The sequence below is a fragment of the Desulfosarcina cetonica JCM 12296 genome, from assembly GCF_001311845.1.
Taxonomy (GTDB): Bacteria; Desulfobacterota; Desulfobacteria; order Desulfobacterales; family Desulfosarcinaceae; genus Desulfosarcina; species Desulfosarcina cetonica.
Genome location: NZ_BBCC01000057.1, coordinates 15,975 through 32,360, shown reverse-complemented (window position 1 = coordinate 32,360; position 16,386 = coordinate 15,975). Strand labels below are relative to the sequence as shown.

The window sequence follows — 16,386 nt, the reverse complement described above, 5'->3', positions numbered from 1 at the left end:
GGGGGAGAAACCGTCTCACGTTGGCGAGCGTTTCCCATGAACCCGGGTCGGCGGTCTCGAGGGCCTCGGCCAGGGCCCGCTCGACTGCCGCCAGGGCATTGAACCGGCAGTACTGGTAGCACCCCGCATCGGAACGGCCCACCTCCAAAAGCTCGGCCAACAGACGACGCGCCTTCCTGGAACTGCGCAGGGCGCGGCTCAAGGTCTTTTCCTGCCTGGCCGTCAGCGGGCCGTACTTCTCCGGCCGTTCAATTAGCAGACGCAGGGCCGTCTCGATGACCGATATGGGGTCCTTCAGTTCATGAATGAGAAATTCCACGTCAATGTCGTCAAAAAAACGGTCGCCGGCAACGCGGCCGTCGTCTTCATCCGGATCGATGGGTGCATTGTCTTTCATCGGTATTCCGTACGGTTGAACGATGGTTGGTTTTTGGTTCGGCCGGTCTTCCCAGCGCCGATGACCGGAAAAGAATCCGCATGGTCGTTCCGCCGGAGGCGTCGCAATCCGCCGTATCACGGCAATGGGCGCAGCGTTCGACGGCGCCCGGACACAGGTCACGGTCCAGGGGGATGTAGCCGCAGCGACGGGATGCCATCTGCGTGGCAAAACCGTAGCGTTCGGCGAAAATCGCGATCCGCAAAAGGTCAAACCCACGGCCGCCGGCATTGAAATCATAAGGCGCGCGGGAGGCGTAGGTCAGGGTTTCGCCGGCCGTGAAGTAGTGGTTGAAAATCAGTCGTTGCCGGGCGGCGGTGATGCCCACGCCGCTGTCTTCCACGGCGAACACCGGCCCCCCTTCCCCATTTTCCACCACCACGGTGACCCGCCCCTGGTCGGGCGTGTTCTCGATGGCATTTTTCACCAATCCCTCCACGATCTTCTCCATCACTTCCATGGGCAGCAATACCGGCGCCACCGGCGTCAGGCGGGTCGTAAACCGGATCCGGCGGTGAAGGAAGCTGGGTTTGAGGGTCTCCAGGAAGCGGGCCACCATACGGTCCAGGACGATCGGCGAAACCGGATCGTCAGCCCGCCCGAATTCCCGGTCGATGGTCATCTGGATCACGTCCGGTGCCTGGTCGCTGCGTGGTGCCGATTCGATCAGCGAGATCAGCATGTCGCGGCTGGCGGCCAGCAGAAAGGAGAGCATGCCGTGGGCCTGGTAATGCTTCTCGCGCAGCATGTCGGCAATCTCGTACTGCATGTCCAGCAGCCGTTTGAGGTTGCGCCGCATGCGTGCCATGATCCGGTCCAGGCGCCGGTCCTGACCATGGGGGAAGCGTTTGGCCAGAAGCCCCAGGGAGGCGGAAATCACCGAAAGGGGGGTCTTGAGTTCATGGGAAAGATGGTGGATCACCTCTTCCTTGGCGCGGTTCAGATCGCGCACATTCTCGTAGGACTGCTGAAGGGCCTCGTTGATACGGGCATTCTCGATGGGCAGGGCCACCAGGTTGGCCACGGCGCTTAGAAGATCCACATCGGAGCGGTCGAACATGCCTTCCTGCTTGTTCACCGCGCAAAGGATGCCGATGATGCGGTCCTGCAGGTGCATGGGCACGTCCAGCATGTTCTTGTGGCGGTAGAAGACGGTCTTGTCCACCATCTCGTAAAAATAGGGGCTCTTGGCCGTATCCGGCACGATCATCGGCTCTCCGGTGCGGTAGACATGACCGGCCACACCCTTGTCCACCGGAAAACGGACACCCTTCATGCGGCTGCCGATACGGTTGTCCACGTAGGACGCCACCGGAATATAAAATTCACCGGCCGCCTCGTCGAGGAGAATCACCGCGGCGCCCTCCGCCCGGATCAGGGTCTGGATCTGACGGGTGATATGGGCGAGCATGAGCTCCAGCCGCGGAAAACGGTAAAGGGCGCTGGCAATGCGCAGCAGCACCTGGTTGGTCTGTTCGACGCGCTTGCGGGCGGTGATGTCGCGCAAGGTGATGACCTGGCCGGCCGGTTTTCCATCGGCGTCGTGAAACACCGCCGCGTCCACCAGCACGTCGAGAATCCGGCCGTCCCGGGTAAGACGGCGGGTTTCATAGCCATGCAGCACATGATCGGTAAACAGCTTCTTCACCCCGGCCCGCGTGGCGGCCATTTCGCTATCGGGGATATAGGGGATGCGCTGCCCCGCCAGCTCCTTCAAGGACCAGCCGAAGACTTTTTCAAAGGCCGGGTTGAGGTAGGCCACCGTGCTGTCCGGATGGCCGACGAACACCGGATCGGGCAGAAATTCGAGGAAGGCGCGGTAGCGATGTTCGGCCAAGGATTCGCCCGCGTGGGCATCCTGTGGGCGTGTTACGAACCCCTTGGCGGAGCGGCTTTTTACGCGTTCATCACTCATAAAGGGTGACCCTTAGGGGTGCTATTGGCTGAGTTTGCGGTACAGGGTCTTGCGATCGATGCCCAAAATACGCGCGGCCAGGGTTTTATTCTCGCCGGTTTTCTCAAGCACGTGCTGGATGTAGCGGTGCTCGACTTGCGACAGCGGGATCAGGCTGTCGGAACTGTCGCCGGCGATCTCGAAAGCTTTCTTGCGATAATTACGGATATGCTCAGGCAAATCCTCTACAATCAGTTGATCATGCTGGGTCAGGGCAACGGCGCGTTCGATGACGTTGCGAAGTTCCCGCACGTTTCCGGGCCATGCATAGTCCATCAGTTTATGCGCGACCCCTTCGGTGAACCCGTGGACGGTCTTCCCCGTTTGCTTGGCGAAACGATCGGCAAATAATCGGCCAAGCAGGAGTGGTCTTTCTCCCTGTCCCGCAAGGCGGAATTTCGATCCGGATCACATTGATACGGTAGAAAAGATCTTCGCGAAACAGGCCGTTTTCGACCGCCGATTCAAGATCGCGGTTGGTCGCGGCGATGATGCGTGAATCATAGGCGAGTTCCTGGCGGCCGCCAAGGGGGCGCACCGTGCGGGTTTCCAAGGCACGCAACAACTTGGGCTGCAAGGCAAGCGACAGGTCACCGATTTCATCCAAAAAGACCGTTCCCCCATGTGCCTGAACCAAAATCCCCTGGCGGGGTGCCCGCGCATCGGTAAAGGATCCTTTCTCATGGCCGAACAATTCGCTCTCCAGCAGTGTTTCCGGCAATGCCGGGCAACTGATGGCGACAAAAGGCTGCTTGGCCCGGCGACTATGGTTATGGATCGCCCGCGCGACGAGTTCCTTGCCGGTACCGCTTTCCCCGGTGATCAGCACCGTCATCTCCGTACCGGAGATCTTGGCGAGCTGAGCATATAATTTTTGCATGGCGGTGCTGTCGCCATGCAAGGCATCAAACCGTTTGGTTTTCTCAAGCTCACCGGTAAGCATTTTGATTCGCTCTTTCAGGGAGCGGTGTTTCAGCGCACGTTCCACATGAATCCGCAACAGATCAAAATCGATGGGCTTGTTGATAAAATCGAAAACACCGGCGCGGATGGCCTCAATGGCCATATCCATGCTGCCAAAAGCGGTCATCGCGATAACGGGGATGTCGGGGCGATTTTCGACCATTCGCTTACACAGGTCGATCCCATCCATATCCTCAAGAACGAGATCCACCAGCGCGCAATCAAAATCATCTTGCTTGATCCAGGCGACGGCATCCGCGCCAGCGGTCGCCAGGACCGCCTGATAGCCATGCCGCTTCAGGTCGATCTGAATGGTTTCACACAAGGCGTGGTCATCATCGACAATCAGAATTTTGCGCATCATGCTTCTTCTCCCGCCGGCAGATAAACGCTGAAGGTGCTGCCCTGTCCCGATTCACTGGTTGCCTCGATCCATCCCCCATGTTCCTGGACGATGCCATAGACGATGGACAGGCCCAGTCCGGTGCCTTCACCGGTGTCTTTCGTCGTAAAGAAAGGATCAAAAATATGGTTCAAATCCTCGGGCGTAATGCCGATGCCGTCATCCTGAACACGAATCACGTGATATTTTTTCTCTTTTTCCTGAGGTTGATCCGTTTCCTGATGTTGCTCCGGCCGCAGCGCTTGAATGGCGGACACGTCGACCCGCACCTCCCCGCCATCGGGCATGGCCTGCATGGCATTGGTCAGCAAATTCGTCAAGACTTGTTCCAGTTGGGCGGGATCCGCCTGGACGATCACGGGATGGTCCTTTTGGCCGTATTCGATCTTCACGCGCCGCTTCCTGGCCAGCGGTTTAATGAGCATGGCGGTTTGCGCGATAATCTGGTTCAGATCGCAAGGGGCGCTCTTGGGCGTAGCGCGGCGTGCAAAATCCAGCAATTGCCGGATGATGGACGTCATGCGCCGGCATTGGCCACGGATCGTCTCGGCACTGCCGACGATCTCCGCAGATGCCGCTTCATCCGTAGCGATCAAACCGGCCCGACCTGAAATGACATTGATGGGCGTGCCGAGTTCATGGGCGATGCCGGAAGCGAGCGTCCCACGGATCGAAGACGATCCGCATGGCGTAATTGTTCCAAGGCCTCGATGCGTGCTTTGGTTTCTTCTTGAAGCTTCGCCCGGTTGCGCAGAATCTGTTCCGACATTTTATCGATGGATGTGGCCAACTCACCGATCTCGTCCCGACGGTGGAGGTTTAGGCGGCCTTCCAGTTTACCGGAATGAATCTCCCGTGTTCTTTGGATCACCCGGTGAAGTGGCTTTGCCAGCAGCCAGAAGCTGCCCATGGCCAAAATGCTTCCAATCGCCAGTATCAGCAGGAAAGACATGATTACGTAATATACCAACGTGTTACGCGTGTATTGGGTGATACTGGACAAAGACTGGGAAAGCTCCAGGCCACCGTGGCGGGCTGTCGAGAGCAATATGGGGAAATAATAGTAGATCCGCATTTCCCCCGATGCATCCGGTTTTTCGAATACATGCACAGATCCCGCATGGTTGGCAAGAAGTTGAGAGACATCAACCTCAGGACGATCGGCGGCATCCTGTGCCGCGTCGAACCAGACCCAACGGAAGCGCACCTTGGGGTCCGCGTTACCGGCCTTGGACAGGATCTCCCGAACCTTGGCAATACCGCCATCGTCCCATTCATTGGAAATTTCATCCGCCAGGACCTGTCCCAGGATGATGGCCGCCCGCTGGCTTTCCGCCTTGAAGAATTGGGTTTCCCGCCGGATCTGCAAGATTCCGCTCAGCCCGGAGATGGCCAATATTCCGATAAAAACGATAAGAAAAAGCTTGATGTAGAGTTTCATGAAGCTTCCGCCAGACGATCTGAAAGGTGCGAATTTTTACGCGTCCATCACCCTTGCCGTTTACCATCCCAGGGCACAACCATCCTTGCGCCGGTCGGAAGCCCCCAGCCAGACCCCTGATCATGATCGCGCCAGATGAGCTGACCGCCGCCGACTTTATTCACCGGCGTCGGGGAGCGGTCCAGCCGATGGCCCCATGCGGCAAGATCCGACGCGACCGCCGCGGCGATCCCGTCCTCGAGATGAATGCTGCGATCGGGCATCAGCCGCAGCCGGGGTGCATCCACGGCCTCTTGTGGGTTCATGCCGTGGGCCAGAAGATTGCACAACACCTGGGCGTGCCCCTGGGGCTGCATGTCGCCGCCCATCACGCCGAAAGCCGCCTGCACCCTCTGGCCGTCCATCAGCATGCCCGGAATGATCGTGTGCAGGGGACGTTTTCCCGGTGCCAGGCCATTGGGATGGGCGGGATCCAGGGAAAACGAAGCGCCGCGGTTGTGCAGGGCGAACCCCGTGCCCGGCACGACCATGCCCGATCCGAAGGGCGTGAAGATACTGCTGATCAAGGAGACGACGTTCCCCGTCGATCGGCCGCCGCGATATAAACCGTGTCCGATCCGCGCATGGCGGCACCGGGCGGGGGAAATGCCATGGCCCGGCCGGGTTGGATCATCCGCCGGGCACGCTCACCATAGGCGGGTGAGATCAACTCCGCCAGGGGAAGCCGGCAATCGTCCGGGTCGGTGAGAAAATGGTCGCGGTTGGCAAAGGCGATCTTGATCGCTTCGGCCAGCACATGCAGGTATTCGGCGCCGTTGGGTGCCATTTCGGCAAGGGCATCACCGGAAAGGATGTTGAGAATTTCCAGGGCCGAAATGCCCTGCCCGTTGGGCGGCAGCTCGCAGACGGTCAGGCCATGGAAATCCATCCGCAGCGGCTCAACCCAGAGGGTCTGATGCCGCTCGAGATCGGCTTGGTTCAGCCAGCCCCCTTGGGCGGTGGAAAAAGCCGAGATCCGTTCGGCCAGGGCGCCGTGTAGAAAAGGTCCGCTCCGGCATCGCCGATCCGGCGGTAGGTGGCGGCCAGATCCGGGTTGGTGAACACCTGTCCGGGCAGCGGCGCCCTGCCCCCCGGTAAAAGGTACGGGCAGCGTGGGCATCTTCGCCAAGCATTTGCTCCACGCTGGCCCATTCGCCGGCGATCACCTCGCTTACCGCAAAGCCCTTTTCCGCATGCCCGATGGCGTCTTCCAGGCATCGGCCAGGCCCAGGCGGCCAAAACGCGCCACCGCATCGGCCCAACCGGCCAGGGCCCCCGGCGTGGTGACGGATCGCATGCCCAGGGCGGGCATGGCCGAACACCCCATTTCCCGCAACTGTCGCGCGTCCGCCGCCAGGGGTGCCCGGCCGCTGGCATTCATCCCGACCAGCTTTTGGCCTTCCTGCAGGAAAAAAAAGGCCGAAACAATCGCCGCCGATGCCCACCGAGTAAGGTTCCACGACACTCAGCGTGGCGGCCATGGCCACGGCGGCGTCCACGGCGTTGCCGCCCTTCCGGATGGCCCGGTAGCCCGACAGGCAGGCCAAGGGGTGACTGGTGGCAACCATGCCGGAACGCCCCATGACCACCGAACGCTGGGCCGCGGCACGCCATTCCCGTTTCTGGTGATAGGTAAATCGACGCAAGCTGATCCTTTCCGCTGGCAAGTCAAGATAGGGGTTTATCTTACCCCGAACAAAGACCAATTGGAAGATCCAGATGATGCCGGTAGGCGCCCCGACGTCAAGCCTTGAAAAATCTTCAGGATCCAGTTCCTTTTGCCGATAGTAGCGCTAATGAGGGGACCAAACGGACCATCGACCGGGCCCGGAGCCCATTGCACCCATCACCAGGAGGGGTTGTGACCGACGCCAACGCATCAGCCGCATTGTACGGCAGGATCGTCAGCCTGCTCATCGAAGTCGGGAAACTCACCGAAACACAGGCCAAATACGCCCTGCGCGTTCAATCTAAAATCAAGTCCGAAAAGTCCCTGCTGGAGATCATTCGCGAGTTGGCCTATATTTCGGATGAAGAAATCCGCCAGGTCCTCCAGGAGAAGTCCCCCCATTTGCGGATCGGTGACTTTCTGGTGGAGATGGGCATCATCCGTTCCCGTGACCTGACGCTGGCCCTCGACCTGCAGGCCAAGGAAGGACATACCCGCAAACTCGGCGAAGTCCTGGTGGCCCATAATCTCATCGAGGAGCGCGCCCTGATCCGGGTTCTCTCCCTGCAACTGGGATTCCCCTTCATCGAACCCGATCAGCTCAAAATCGATCCGGCACTTTTCTCCCGCGGATCGGTGAAGGCCTATGAACAGCACTTCTTCATCCCCGTGCGCATGGAGGCGAGCAAGGTCCTGGTAGCGTTTGCCGATCCCCTGGACAAGCGCGATATCGACGCGGCCATCCGGGCCATGCACCTGCCGGTGATTCCGGCGATTGCCACCAAACCGTCCATCAAAGCCGCCATCGAGCATCTCAATCCCCAGCATGCCGCCGGGCATGCCCTGTCGGAGACGTCCGAATCCGTTGTGCAGATCGTGGACACGATCATTATCGAGGCCATCCAGGCCACCGATGTGAGTGATATTCACATCGAACCGCTTTCCGATCGGTTGCGGGTACGCTTTCGCCTTGACGGGGTGATGGTTCTGCACCGTGACTATCCCCTGGCCCTTGCGCCCTCGCTCACCAGCCGCATCAAGGTCCTCTGCAAGGCCGATATCGCCGAGCGGCGGCGGCATCAGGGCGGCCGGATCCTTTTTGATCATGAAGGCCACCCGACGGACATCCGGGTCTCCTTTTACGCCACGGTCAAAGGCGAAAAGATTGTCCTGCGGCTGCTCAACCGAAAAACGGAGCTGCTCGACATCGACCAGATCGGGATGTCCCGCAGGGTCATGCACCAGTTTCGCGAGGATGCCCTGGACCGGCCCAGCGGGGTCATCATGATCACCGGCCCCACGGGATCCGGAAAAACCACCACGGTGTACAGCTGCATCAATCACCTCAACACCATGGAAACCAGCATCATCACCGCCGAGGATCCGGTCGAGTATATCATCGACGGCATCGGTCAATGTTCCATCGATCCCAAAATCAACCTGACCTACGAGGATTCCCTGCGGCATATCGTGCGCCAGGACCCGGATATCATCGTCATCGGCGAAATCCGTGATGCCTTTTCGGCCGAAGTGGCCGTGCAGGCCGCGCTGACCGGCCACAAGGTGCTGACCACATTTCACACCGAGGACAGCATCGGCGGTCTTCTGCGGCTGCTGAACATGGACATCGATGCCTTTCTGATCTCATCCACGGTCGTTTGCGTGGTGGCCCAGCGGCTGCTGCGCCGCGTCTGCGCCCATTGCGCCCAGCCGTACACCCTCACGGCAACGGATCTGTTGCGGATCGGCATCGACCTCTCCCAGCTCGAGGGCGCAACCTTCCGCAAGGGCCTGGGGTGTGACCACTGTCGCTATACCGGCTATCGCAAACGGGTGGCGGTCTTCGAGGTCCTGGTGCTCAACGAAGCCGTCCGCGACGGGCTGATTCAGCGCAAGACCAGCCATCAGATCCGTCGCATCTGCACGGAGACAACCGGCCTGGTGACCCTGTTCGAAGACGGCCTTTACAAGGCGGCCCGGGGAATCACCACCATCGACGAAATCATGCGTTGCCTGCCCCGCTTCCAGAAACCCCGGCCGCTCGGCGACCTGGAACGGCTGATGGGAAAGTGACCGGACCATGCAAAAAGACGCCTCTCTCCTCGACACCATCAAGGCCTATATGGCCAGCGGCAAGGCCGTGCTGCCGGTATTCAGCGCCACCAGCCTGAAAATCCAGCGCGAGGCCGCCAAAGCGGAGCCGGATACCGGCGTCATCGAGCGGATGATCATCTGCGATCCGTCACTCACCAGCCAGATCCTGCGCATCAGCAATTCGGCCTTTTACAAGGGGCTGCAAAAGGTCAGCACCGTACGCGCGGCCATTGTTCGCCTGGGCAACCAGGAAATCGCCAACATCGCCATCCTCGTCTCCCAGAAGAAGCAGTTCAAGGCCCATGAGCCCTTCGTTCGCGCGCTGATGCAGCAGCTGTGGCGGCACTCGGTGAGCACGGCCGTCAGCGCCCAGTGGATCGCCCACCGCTGCGGCCTTAAGGCCAGGGCCCAGGAAGCCTTCACCGCCGGCCTGCTTCACGACATGGGCAAGCTGCTGATTCTGACGGTCACCGACGCGGTCAAACGCAACGGAACCCTCCACGAGATGCCGGCGGTCGTTCTGCTCAGCGAGGTGATGGATACCTTTCACGCGCCTTACGGCTACGCCCTGTTGCGCTACTGGAACCTGCCCAAGGCCTATTGCCGGATCGCCCGCGACCACCACAAGCCAGAAATCGCCAAGGGTGATGACCTGATGGCCATCATCCGACTGGCCGACCGCACCACCAACAGTCTGGGTATCGGCTTGCGGGGCACCGAGGCATGCGTTCTGGCCGCCACCCCCGAAGCCGACTATTTCGGTTTGGACGAAATCGCCCTGGCCGAATTGGAAATCAAGCTCGAAGACGCAAAAGTATTCTGGTAAAAGAACAAAGTATCCGATACGGTGCCCCTTGCGGTTGACCCGCTGCCTGCGGATGGCGTATAGCGGTTCATCGGATGCTTGCCGGCCAGAGGCCCAATATTCCAAACCGCTAACATTTTCGCCAGCCGCCCATGAAATTCAAAGAGCTCCTCAAGGATGTGGCCTACCGGCAGATTTTTCCGCGCGGCGGACTGCTGCTGGTCAAGTTAATCTCAAAAACATACAATATCCGGCTGGTGGATCAGGTCAACGAACAATCCGCGTTGGACCGGTACGGCAGTGTGGTCTATGCCTCCTGGCATCAGCGCTTTTTTCCCGGCATCACCTTTTTCGCCACCCGCAAGCCCATCGCCATCATGATCAGCCAGAGCCGCGACGGCGAGATGATCGCGCGGGTGGTGGACATCCTGGGTTGGCGGTCCGTGCGCGGTTCCTCGTCAAAAGGCGGCATGCGTGCCCTCAAGGAGATTCGCGCCCTTACCGGTCAAGGCTACCGCATCGGCCATATCGTCGACGGCCCCCAGGGTCCCTTCGGCGTGGTCAAGCCGGGCCTGATCACCATCGCCCAGTTTGCCGGCGTCCCCATCGTCCCCGTCATCACCTCCGCCGAGCGTTGCTGGACCTTCAACAGCTGGGACCGATTCATGGTGCCCAAGCCCTTTTCAAGGGTGATCATCCGCTTCACCCCGCCCATCCACGTGCCCCGGCGCCTGGACGCCGAGGCATTCGAAACCCTGCGCCAGACGGTTGAAGAACAGATTCAAAAACGGGTCCGGCAGACCGACGCCTGGTGGGAAACGCCTGACAGCATAAAGCGCTATTACCCCTGAGGCAACCTTCCGCGTAGCATCGAATAGGCCGAATATCGTTGAAGTTTAGCGTGTGGTTGGGTAAATTAATAGGATGCCAACAACCTTTGAAAAGTGGCACGCCGATGCCCCCTGATCAGAGAAAACGCTGAATTCCTAGAGGAAGATCCTTTGAGCCTATTGTTCGACAAACGCGACCGCGACCTTTTGAAAATCGTCAATGGCGTACTCAGTCAGGCCACCCCGGACGCCATCGGCAAGAAAGGCCTGTTTCCCTGGTTTCACCCCCACGGCATCAAGGAGCTGGCCGAAACCCGGGGGTTGCGCATCGCCTACGCCGTCATTCACCTAATCAAATCCCTCGAAACCGGCACGATCGAAGAACGGCTGAGCGCCCTGCGCTGCCTGCGCGACGAGGTGTTGCACGCCTCGGCGGGCAGCATGCCCAAGAATGCCGCGCGGGTGCTGCTCTCGATCATGAAGGATCTGGTCCGGGCGCACGGCGATGAAAGCGAACAGCTCAAGTTGGCCCACGACTTCCGTCAGGTAGCCACCGGCAAGCCCCGCACCATCCGGTCCATGCTGCGCCGCTATCACCTGCTGGAGATGCCCGAGGCGTGGAATCAGCTCGGCTTCGACGACCATGTGCATGACATCAACACCAAGGGACGCAAGTCCGCCTCCCATCTCATCATGGATGCCTGGATCAAGGGCATCCGGCGCCTGCGGGTGATTTACTACAACTTCATCGACCCCCCGTCTGCCGCCGAACTGCTCGAAGCGGCCCAGGTCATGGGTGTCGAACTGCGCATCGGGATTGAGTTCTCAGCCCGCTTCAGGGGAAAATACATTCACCTGATCTGGGTGCCGAGGGGCTTTTCCGATGCCCAGGCGTTCCTCTGTTTTCTGGCCGAGGAGCCGGTGCGGCGGCTGATGGACCAGGGTCGTGAGGTAACGCGTTACCGTCAGCGCTATGTCCTCGAGATCCTAGCCGCCTTCAACCGAACCCACCGGCAAACGCTGAACCATGACCTGGGAGTCGACCTGCCGCCGCTGGACGTCGAGGCGTTCCTGAATTTCGTGCGGCCTGGCCAACCCTCCATCTTGCATCTGGCCAAATACATCCACCTGCAGCTCATCCCCCTGATGCAACAACGGGTAACGGACTTGCGCCAGGCGTACACAGCGGCCGATGAGAACCGGCGCGGAGAAATCGCCACCCTGGTCGACCGGATGAACGACCTCGATTCGGAAGCCATTGCAAGGCGGTTTTTGCGGGCATCGGCCAATCCCGACGTGCCCGACCCCAATGCGGTACGGGATGACGTGGATTTACCGGCCCTCTTGAAGCTCTCGCCCCGTGAGTTGCTGGAGCGGGTCATCGACCTGCACAGCGCCTACCGGATCACCCTGAACCTGACCGATCTTCTGCCCGAGGACGTGGTGGAGATCCTTTACGACTGCGACGGGTTGATCACGCGCATCGAGCTCTTCAATCTCAAGGACTACACCAGCGGCAAGGCTTGCCATATCGAGGAGATCAGCCAGCTGCAGCTGGCCATCAACGAAGGCAACACCATCAATCTGAAGCGGGTCATCCGCAAAATGGTCAAACGTCTGGCCACCGCCCCGCCGGCGGCCGGTAAAGCCGACCGTATCGAGAAGCTGGGCATCATTCTCCACGATATCCTGGCCTTTACGGCCATGTATGCCTCCATGCACCTCGAACCGCGCCTCGGCAGCGATTCCACCGGCCACTCGGCGCGCATGTACGGCATGGGGCTGGCCATTCTGGACAGCTTGCCCGACTCGGCCCGCCGGATCTGCCGGCACCGGCTGCCCTTGCTCCCCGAGGAGCAAGCCTGCGTGACCGGTGAGCCGCAGCAGACCTCTCTACGCAGCGTCATCCCTTTCCGCATCCCGGTCTACAAGCGTGTCACCTACATTCCCTACGAAAGTCCCAAGGGTTCCCAGGGCCTTTACCAGCGGCTGCTCCAGCACCTGCCCGTGCTCAAGCTGCTGGGCAAGATGCGCCAGATCGACTGGCTGGTCCAACCCCACCTGACCCATATGGATTCCGCCGGCAACGTGGTCACCCTGGGCGGCATCGCCAACCGCTCGGACAACGGCCTGCGATTGACACCGGAGCCGGAGGTCAAATCCCGGCCCCGGCGTTTCTCTTCTACCTGAATTCTCAGGTCAGCAACGGCCTGAAAATTCTCCTGGGGTTCATTCCGGCCTTTTTCTCCTTTTTCCTGAACAATGACTGGTGGGTCCTATCCTATTTGGGGGCCTTCATCTGGTTCGGCATCACCGGCGTGCGCAACATCCTCCAGGCGGTCCTGGGGGGTGGCGGCATCAGTCGCTCGCCGCTGCTGCGCTGGAACGACTATGTCAGCTGGGTGCGTATTTCCGACTCCCTGCTCTTCACCGGGTTTTCCGTTCCCCTTTTGGACTACCTGGTCAAAACCGTTCTGCTCGATCGGGTCTTGGGCATCACCACAGCCACCAATTCCATGGCGCTCTATACGGTCATGGCCATTGCCAACGGGATTTATCTTTCCAGTCACAACCTCTTTCGCGGATTTCCCCGGGGAGCGGTTTACGCCAACTTCTTCCGCAGCGTCCTTTCGATCCCCATCGCCATCCTCTTCAACATGCTCATCGGAACGCTCATGACGTTTCTCGGGGTGGTCGGCATCGAAGGTCAACTTCAGAAATGGGCCGCGGTGATCTCAAAAGCCGCATCGGACACGGTGGCGGGAATCATCGAGGGCACGGCGGATCGGTTCACCAACATTCAAACCCGATTTCAGGATTACGCGGACACCCTTTCCCAGCTCTTCGCTACCTACGGCCAGCTGGAGGCGCAGTTTCCGGAATTGAATGTCTGGGAAACCCTTGAAACCATCGAAAAAGGCGGGATCGACGCCAATGCCGACGCCAAGGGCATGGAGAAATTGATCGTTATCGGCGCCCTGGACCTGCTCTACTTCTGGATGTACCAGCCACGGGCGCGCACGGCCTTCAAATACCTGATCAAAACCATGTCCGACGAGGAACAACACATTCTGGCCGGTTGCCAACAAATTCTCAGAAGGGAACGGGAAATCAGTCAGATGTTTATCGACGGGGTGGTGGGAATGAACTTCTCCAAGGGGCTTTCCTTCTATCTTCAGTGCGCACCGGGCTACCTCAAGGCCATGGATCGCCTGCTGACCAAAAGCGTCATCCATCAACAGGATCCGGCGGGATGATTCGGCGAGAAACGCGGCCTACGCCTACTTGTTGTCAGGCGCCTTTTCCGCCTCCACGGGTTTGAACGTGAACCAGCTGGCCCGTTCCCAGCGCCACCCCTTTTCCTTCATGCAGGCCTTGATCATTTTCATCTCGTCAAACTGATCATAGGCCGCCGGTTCGTCACGGATTTCAGTCCGCACCGCCACCTCGCAATCCGCATGGTCGGACGCCCACGCGCGATCCGGTTTATCGGGATGGTAAGGCCTGTGGGTACAGGCCAAAAGGCCAATACAGGCAGCGGCGGCCAGTGGCAACCAGATCATGTGCGTTTTCACGGAAAACCTCCCTTCCGGCAAGGGTTGCCCGGCCGGATCTTTTCCTCCACCGGCCGGCGACATCCACTCTTTTTTTCAATCATAGCCCATGGGCTCGAAAGCGGCAATGGCTTCGATTCTCAGGACATTTTCCAGGGGGCAGACCGGTCGCGCTCCGCCCGGTGGTCATCGACCGTGTCCACGACCGGTCTCAGCGGCCGACTTCACGAAGGATGGTCTCAATCAAGTCGCCTTTCTTGAAGCGCTTTCCATTGATAAAAATCGATGGTGTTCCAGTCACCCCGATAGCATGGCCGTTATCGACATCCTCACTGATTTTTTCCGGAGTGCCTCTGATGTGCGATCCTTGTTGAACTGCTGCATATCCAATTTCAGTTCCGAGGCGATCTCCAATATCTTGGTCTCGTTGACCTGGTTGTGGTTTGCGAGCAACCGGCTGTGGAATTCCCAGAATTTACCCTGCTTCCCGGCAGCCAGGGCCGCCATGGCACCCTCGTAGGCAAACGGATGGCTGGAGAGGGGAAAATGCTTGATGGCGTAGCGCACCTCATCGGGAAACTGGGGCAGGATCTGCTCCTTGATATACCGATCCAGACGGGCACAATAGGGGCATTGGTAGTCATCGAACACCACCAGGGTCACCGGCGCATGGGCCGGGCCCTTGGTAATCCGGTCCTTCAGGTCGATGGCGTAGATCCGGTTGAAACGGATCACGTCGATCTGGGAGGACTTGGCGCGGGTCAGCACCAACCGCTCACTGTCTAAAAAGGCAATGCGGTCGTATACCCCCTCAAGGGGGATCTGGTCGACGGTTTTCTTCTCGTCGACGGAATAGATCAGCACCGCCTTGGGGGTCAGCAAAAAGGCCAGATCGTCTTCCGGGCTGGTGGTGACGTCCAATACGGGCGCGCCGACATCGGCCTGGATCAGCGTTTCGGCCGACACGGCGGCAATGGCGGTGGCCGGCATGAGTAAAACAGCCAGGACGATCGTCCACTTCAAACGTTTCAGCATAGGATTCCTCTGGGTAGCCGGTATAAAAGCGTCTTGGGAAAATGCCGGAACCTTCTGCTCCGGCGGGATGGGTGACGAAAATGGCCCACGGAAATGAGAGGTACGATACAACAAAAGCCGGCATCCGTGCAAGAGGCGCACGCCGCTGGCAAAGGGTCTGTGTGCGGCTGGACGGGTTAGGCGCTGAATGTCAGCCGCGTGCCGGCCATGTTCAGAACGAACTGATCCGGCATGGCCGTCTCGATCCGCTGGACGGCGCGTCGGCCGGTGCAATGGGTGGGAACGATGTAGCGGGGGGCCAGCCCCTTGAGCGCCGCGATGGTCGGCTGGAGGACCTTCTCCTCGTCTACATTGGCCAAATGAAAACCGCCCATGATGGCCATGACGGATTCGATACCGGTCACCTCCCGGGCGTGCATGACCGTATTGACGATTCCCGAATGGGCGCAGCCGGAAAGCACCACCAACCCCTGACCGCGGACATGGAAAACCATGGCCGAATCGTCGTCAAAGGGGTCCTGCTGGGGTCGGCCATCAATTTCACAAAAAAGATTGGGCGCCCCCTGCTCAAAAGGCGTCACTCGCGGAATCCGTCCCAGAAAAACCGCCATGTCGTCCAGCATGGGATGGGCCGCGTCCGTCTCGACCACCGTCACGCCGGCGTCGGCGGCTTTCTCACGGCTGAAACCCGGCAGGTTGATCCGGGTGCCTGCGGGCGTTTGCAGGTATCGCGGTCCCCGGAAGGCGGCCGGGTGGACCACCAAGGGGAGCCCCTTTTGACCGGTTTTCGCGACCAGCGCCGCCAGTCCGCCGATATGATCCAGGTGGCCGTGGGAAAGGGCCATGGCCTCCACCCGGCTCAGGTCGACACCCAGCGCGTCGACGTTGAATGCCGCCCCATGGGCGGAGTAGCCGAAATCGAACAGCATCGTCCGCGAGACATCCCCTCGGGTAACGGTGACCAGCGAGGAAAAGCCATGCTCGGCCAGGATGCTGGTTCTCATCTCACCGTCCTTTACCGGCATGGCCCGTTGGATCACCGCATTGTTATCCTGCTGGAGCATATCGATGGTATTGTCCTGAAGGGTGAGGATCTCGACCCGGTCAACCGCCTTGATTGCCAATGACGTACGCATATGCTCCCCCCTGAATGGATGGTTTGT

Annotated in this window: 15 protein-coding genes and 1 pseudogene; 5 read left to right on the top strand and 11 right to left on the bottom strand. The window is 59.8% G+C overall.

Features of this window, described 5'->3' with window-relative positions; all coding sequences use genetic code 11:
- From JCM12296_RS39865 to JCM12296_RS47530, 8 genes and pseudogenes are all read right to left on the bottom strand, one after another.
- Nucleotides 1-397: histidine kinase dimerization/phospho-acceptor domain-containing protein (locus JCM12296_RS39865; protein ID WP_281492018.1), on the bottom strand; the 397-nt coding region annotated here is incomplete at its 3' end.
- Nucleotides 366-2,351, bottom strand: coding sequence for a PAS domain S-box protein (locus tag JCM12296_RS14430; RefSeq protein ID WP_054694318.1), 1,986 nt, complete (start codon nt 2,349-2,351; stop codon nt 366-368). The genes JCM12296_RS39865 and JCM12296_RS14430, both read right to left, overlap by 32 nt.
- Nucleotides 2,352-2,372: 21 nt before the next feature.
- On the bottom strand, nt 2,373-2,753 hold the full coding sequence (locus JCM12296_RS41870; protein WP_479690862.1) for an AAA-type ATPase lid domain-containing protein: 381 nt from the start codon (nt 2,751-2,753) through the stop codon (nt 2,373-2,375).
- Nucleotides 2,671-3,717 carry a sigma-54-dependent transcriptional regulator gene (locus JCM12296_RS14425; RefSeq protein WP_218188091.1) on the bottom strand — a complete coding sequence of 349 codons (1,047 nt, stop codon included), beginning with the start codon at nt 3,715-3,717 and terminating at the stop codon, nt 2,671-2,673. The genes JCM12296_RS41870 and JCM12296_RS14425 overlap by 83 nt, the downstream gene beginning before the upstream one ends.
- Nucleotides 3,714-4,370, bottom strand: a complete 657-nt coding sequence (locus tag JCM12296_RS14420) for a sensor histidine kinase (RefSeq protein WP_246804323.1) — start codon at nt 4,368-4,370, stop codon at nt 3,714-3,716. The genes JCM12296_RS14425 and JCM12296_RS14420 overlap by 4 nt, the downstream gene beginning before the upstream one ends.
- Entirely contained in the window at nt 4,349-5,197 is an 849-nt protein-coding gene (locus JCM12296_RS14415; RefSeq protein ID WP_054694312.1) for a methyl-accepting chemotaxis protein, read from the bottom strand. The genes JCM12296_RS14420 and JCM12296_RS14415 overlap by 22 nt, the downstream gene beginning before the upstream one ends.
- 47 nt (nt 5,198-5,244) lie before the next feature.
- Nucleotides 5,245-6,356 (bottom strand): annotated as a pseudogene (locus tag JCM12296_RS44520) (gamma-glutamyltransferase family protein).
- 51 nt (nt 6,357-6,407) lie between these two features.
- Nucleotides 6,408-6,701, bottom strand: coding sequence for a gamma-glutamyltransferase (locus JCM12296_RS47530; protein ID WP_054694305.1), 294 nt, complete (start codon nt 6,699-6,701; stop codon nt 6,408-6,410).
- Between the two features lie 396 nt (nt 6,702-7,097).
- Here JCM12296_RS47530 and JCM12296_RS14395 point away from each other — a divergent pair, with 396 nt between their 5' ends.
- The 5 genes from JCM12296_RS14395 (at nt 7,098) to JCM12296_RS44515 (ending at nt 13,891) form a co-directional block, all read left to right on the top strand.
- Nucleotides 7,098-8,978, top strand: coding sequence for a GspE/PulE family protein (locus JCM12296_RS14395; RefSeq protein WP_054694302.1), 1,881 nt, complete (start codon nt 7,098-7,100; stop codon nt 8,976-8,978).
- A gap of 7 nt (nt 8,979-8,985) precedes the next feature.
- Nucleotides 8,986-9,825, top strand: coding sequence for an HDOD domain-containing protein (locus JCM12296_RS14390; protein WP_083456152.1), 840 nt, complete (start codon nt 8,986-8,988; stop codon nt 9,823-9,825).
- A 131-nt stretch (nt 9,826-9,956) separates the two neighbouring features.
- Complete coding sequence (locus JCM12296_RS14385; RefSeq protein ID WP_054694300.1) at nt 9,957-10,655, top strand: lysophospholipid acyltransferase family protein; 699 nt, start codon at nt 9,957-9,959, stop codon at nt 10,653-10,655.
- A 150-nt stretch (nt 10,656-10,805) separates the two neighbouring features.
- Nucleotides 10,806-12,824 (top strand): hypothetical protein, encoded by a 2,019-nt coding sequence (locus JCM12296_RS14380; protein WP_246804318.1) that lies wholly within the window; start codon nt 10,806-10,808, stop codon nt 12,822-12,824.
- A 95-nt stretch (nt 12,825-12,919) separates the two neighbouring features.
- Nucleotides 12,920-13,891 (top strand): hypothetical protein, encoded by a 972-nt coding sequence (locus tag JCM12296_RS44515; RefSeq protein ID WP_246804317.1) that lies wholly within the window; start codon nt 12,920-12,922, stop codon nt 13,889-13,891.
- A gap of 24 nt (nt 13,892-13,915) precedes the next feature.
- Here JCM12296_RS44515 and JCM12296_RS14375 read toward each other — a convergent pair whose 3' ends face one another.
- The 3 genes from JCM12296_RS14375 to JCM12296_RS14365 form a co-directional block, all read right to left on the bottom strand.
- On the bottom strand, nt 13,916-14,209 hold the full coding sequence (locus tag JCM12296_RS14375; protein ID WP_157067619.1) for a hypothetical protein: 294 nt from the start codon (nt 14,207-14,209) through the stop codon (nt 13,916-13,918).
- 276 nt (nt 14,210-14,485) lie between these two features.
- The gene (locus JCM12296_RS14370; protein WP_054694292.1) at nt 14,486-15,223 is read right to left on the bottom strand and encodes a DsbA family protein; all 738 of its coding nucleotides are present in this window, start codon (nt 15,221-15,223) and stop codon (nt 14,486-14,488) included.
- Nucleotides 15,224-15,399: 176 nt separating this feature from the next.
- Nucleotides 15,400-16,359 carry an MBL fold metallo-hydrolase gene (locus JCM12296_RS14365; protein WP_054694289.1) on the bottom strand — a complete coding sequence of 320 codons (960 nt, stop codon included), beginning with the start codon at nt 16,357-16,359 and terminating at the stop codon, nt 15,400-15,402.
- Between the last annotated feature and the right edge of the window lie 27 nt (nt 16,360-16,386).

Excerpts from the sequence above, each read along its gene's own strand:
- JCM12296_RS14430 (WP_054694318.1), bottom strand. The coding sequence starts at position 2,351 with ATGAGTGATGAACGCGTAAAAAGCCGCTCCGCCAAGGGGTTCGTAACA.
- JCM12296_RS14425 (WP_218188091.1), bottom strand. The coding sequence starts at position 3,717 with ATGATGCGCAAAATTCTGATTGTCGATGATGACCACGCCTTGTGTGAA.
- JCM12296_RS14415 (WP_054694312.1), bottom strand. The coding sequence starts at position 5,197 with ATGAAACTCTACATCAAGCTTTTTCTTATCGTTTTTATCGGAATATTG.
- JCM12296_RS14390 (WP_083456152.1), top strand. The coding sequence starts at position 8,986 with ATGCAAAAAGACGCCTCTCTCCTCGACACCATCAAGGCCTATATGGCC.
- JCM12296_RS14385 (WP_054694300.1), top strand. The coding sequence starts at position 9,957 with ATGAAATTCAAAGAGCTCCTCAAGGATGTGGCCTACCGGCAGATTTTT.
- JCM12296_RS14370 (WP_054694292.1), bottom strand. The coding sequence starts at position 15,223 with ATGCTGAAACGTTTGAAGTGGACGATCGTCCTGGCTGTTTTACTCATG.
- JCM12296_RS14365 (WP_054694289.1), bottom strand. The coding sequence starts at position 16,359 with ATGCGTACGTCATTGGCAATCAAGGCGGTTGACCGGGTCGAGATCCTC.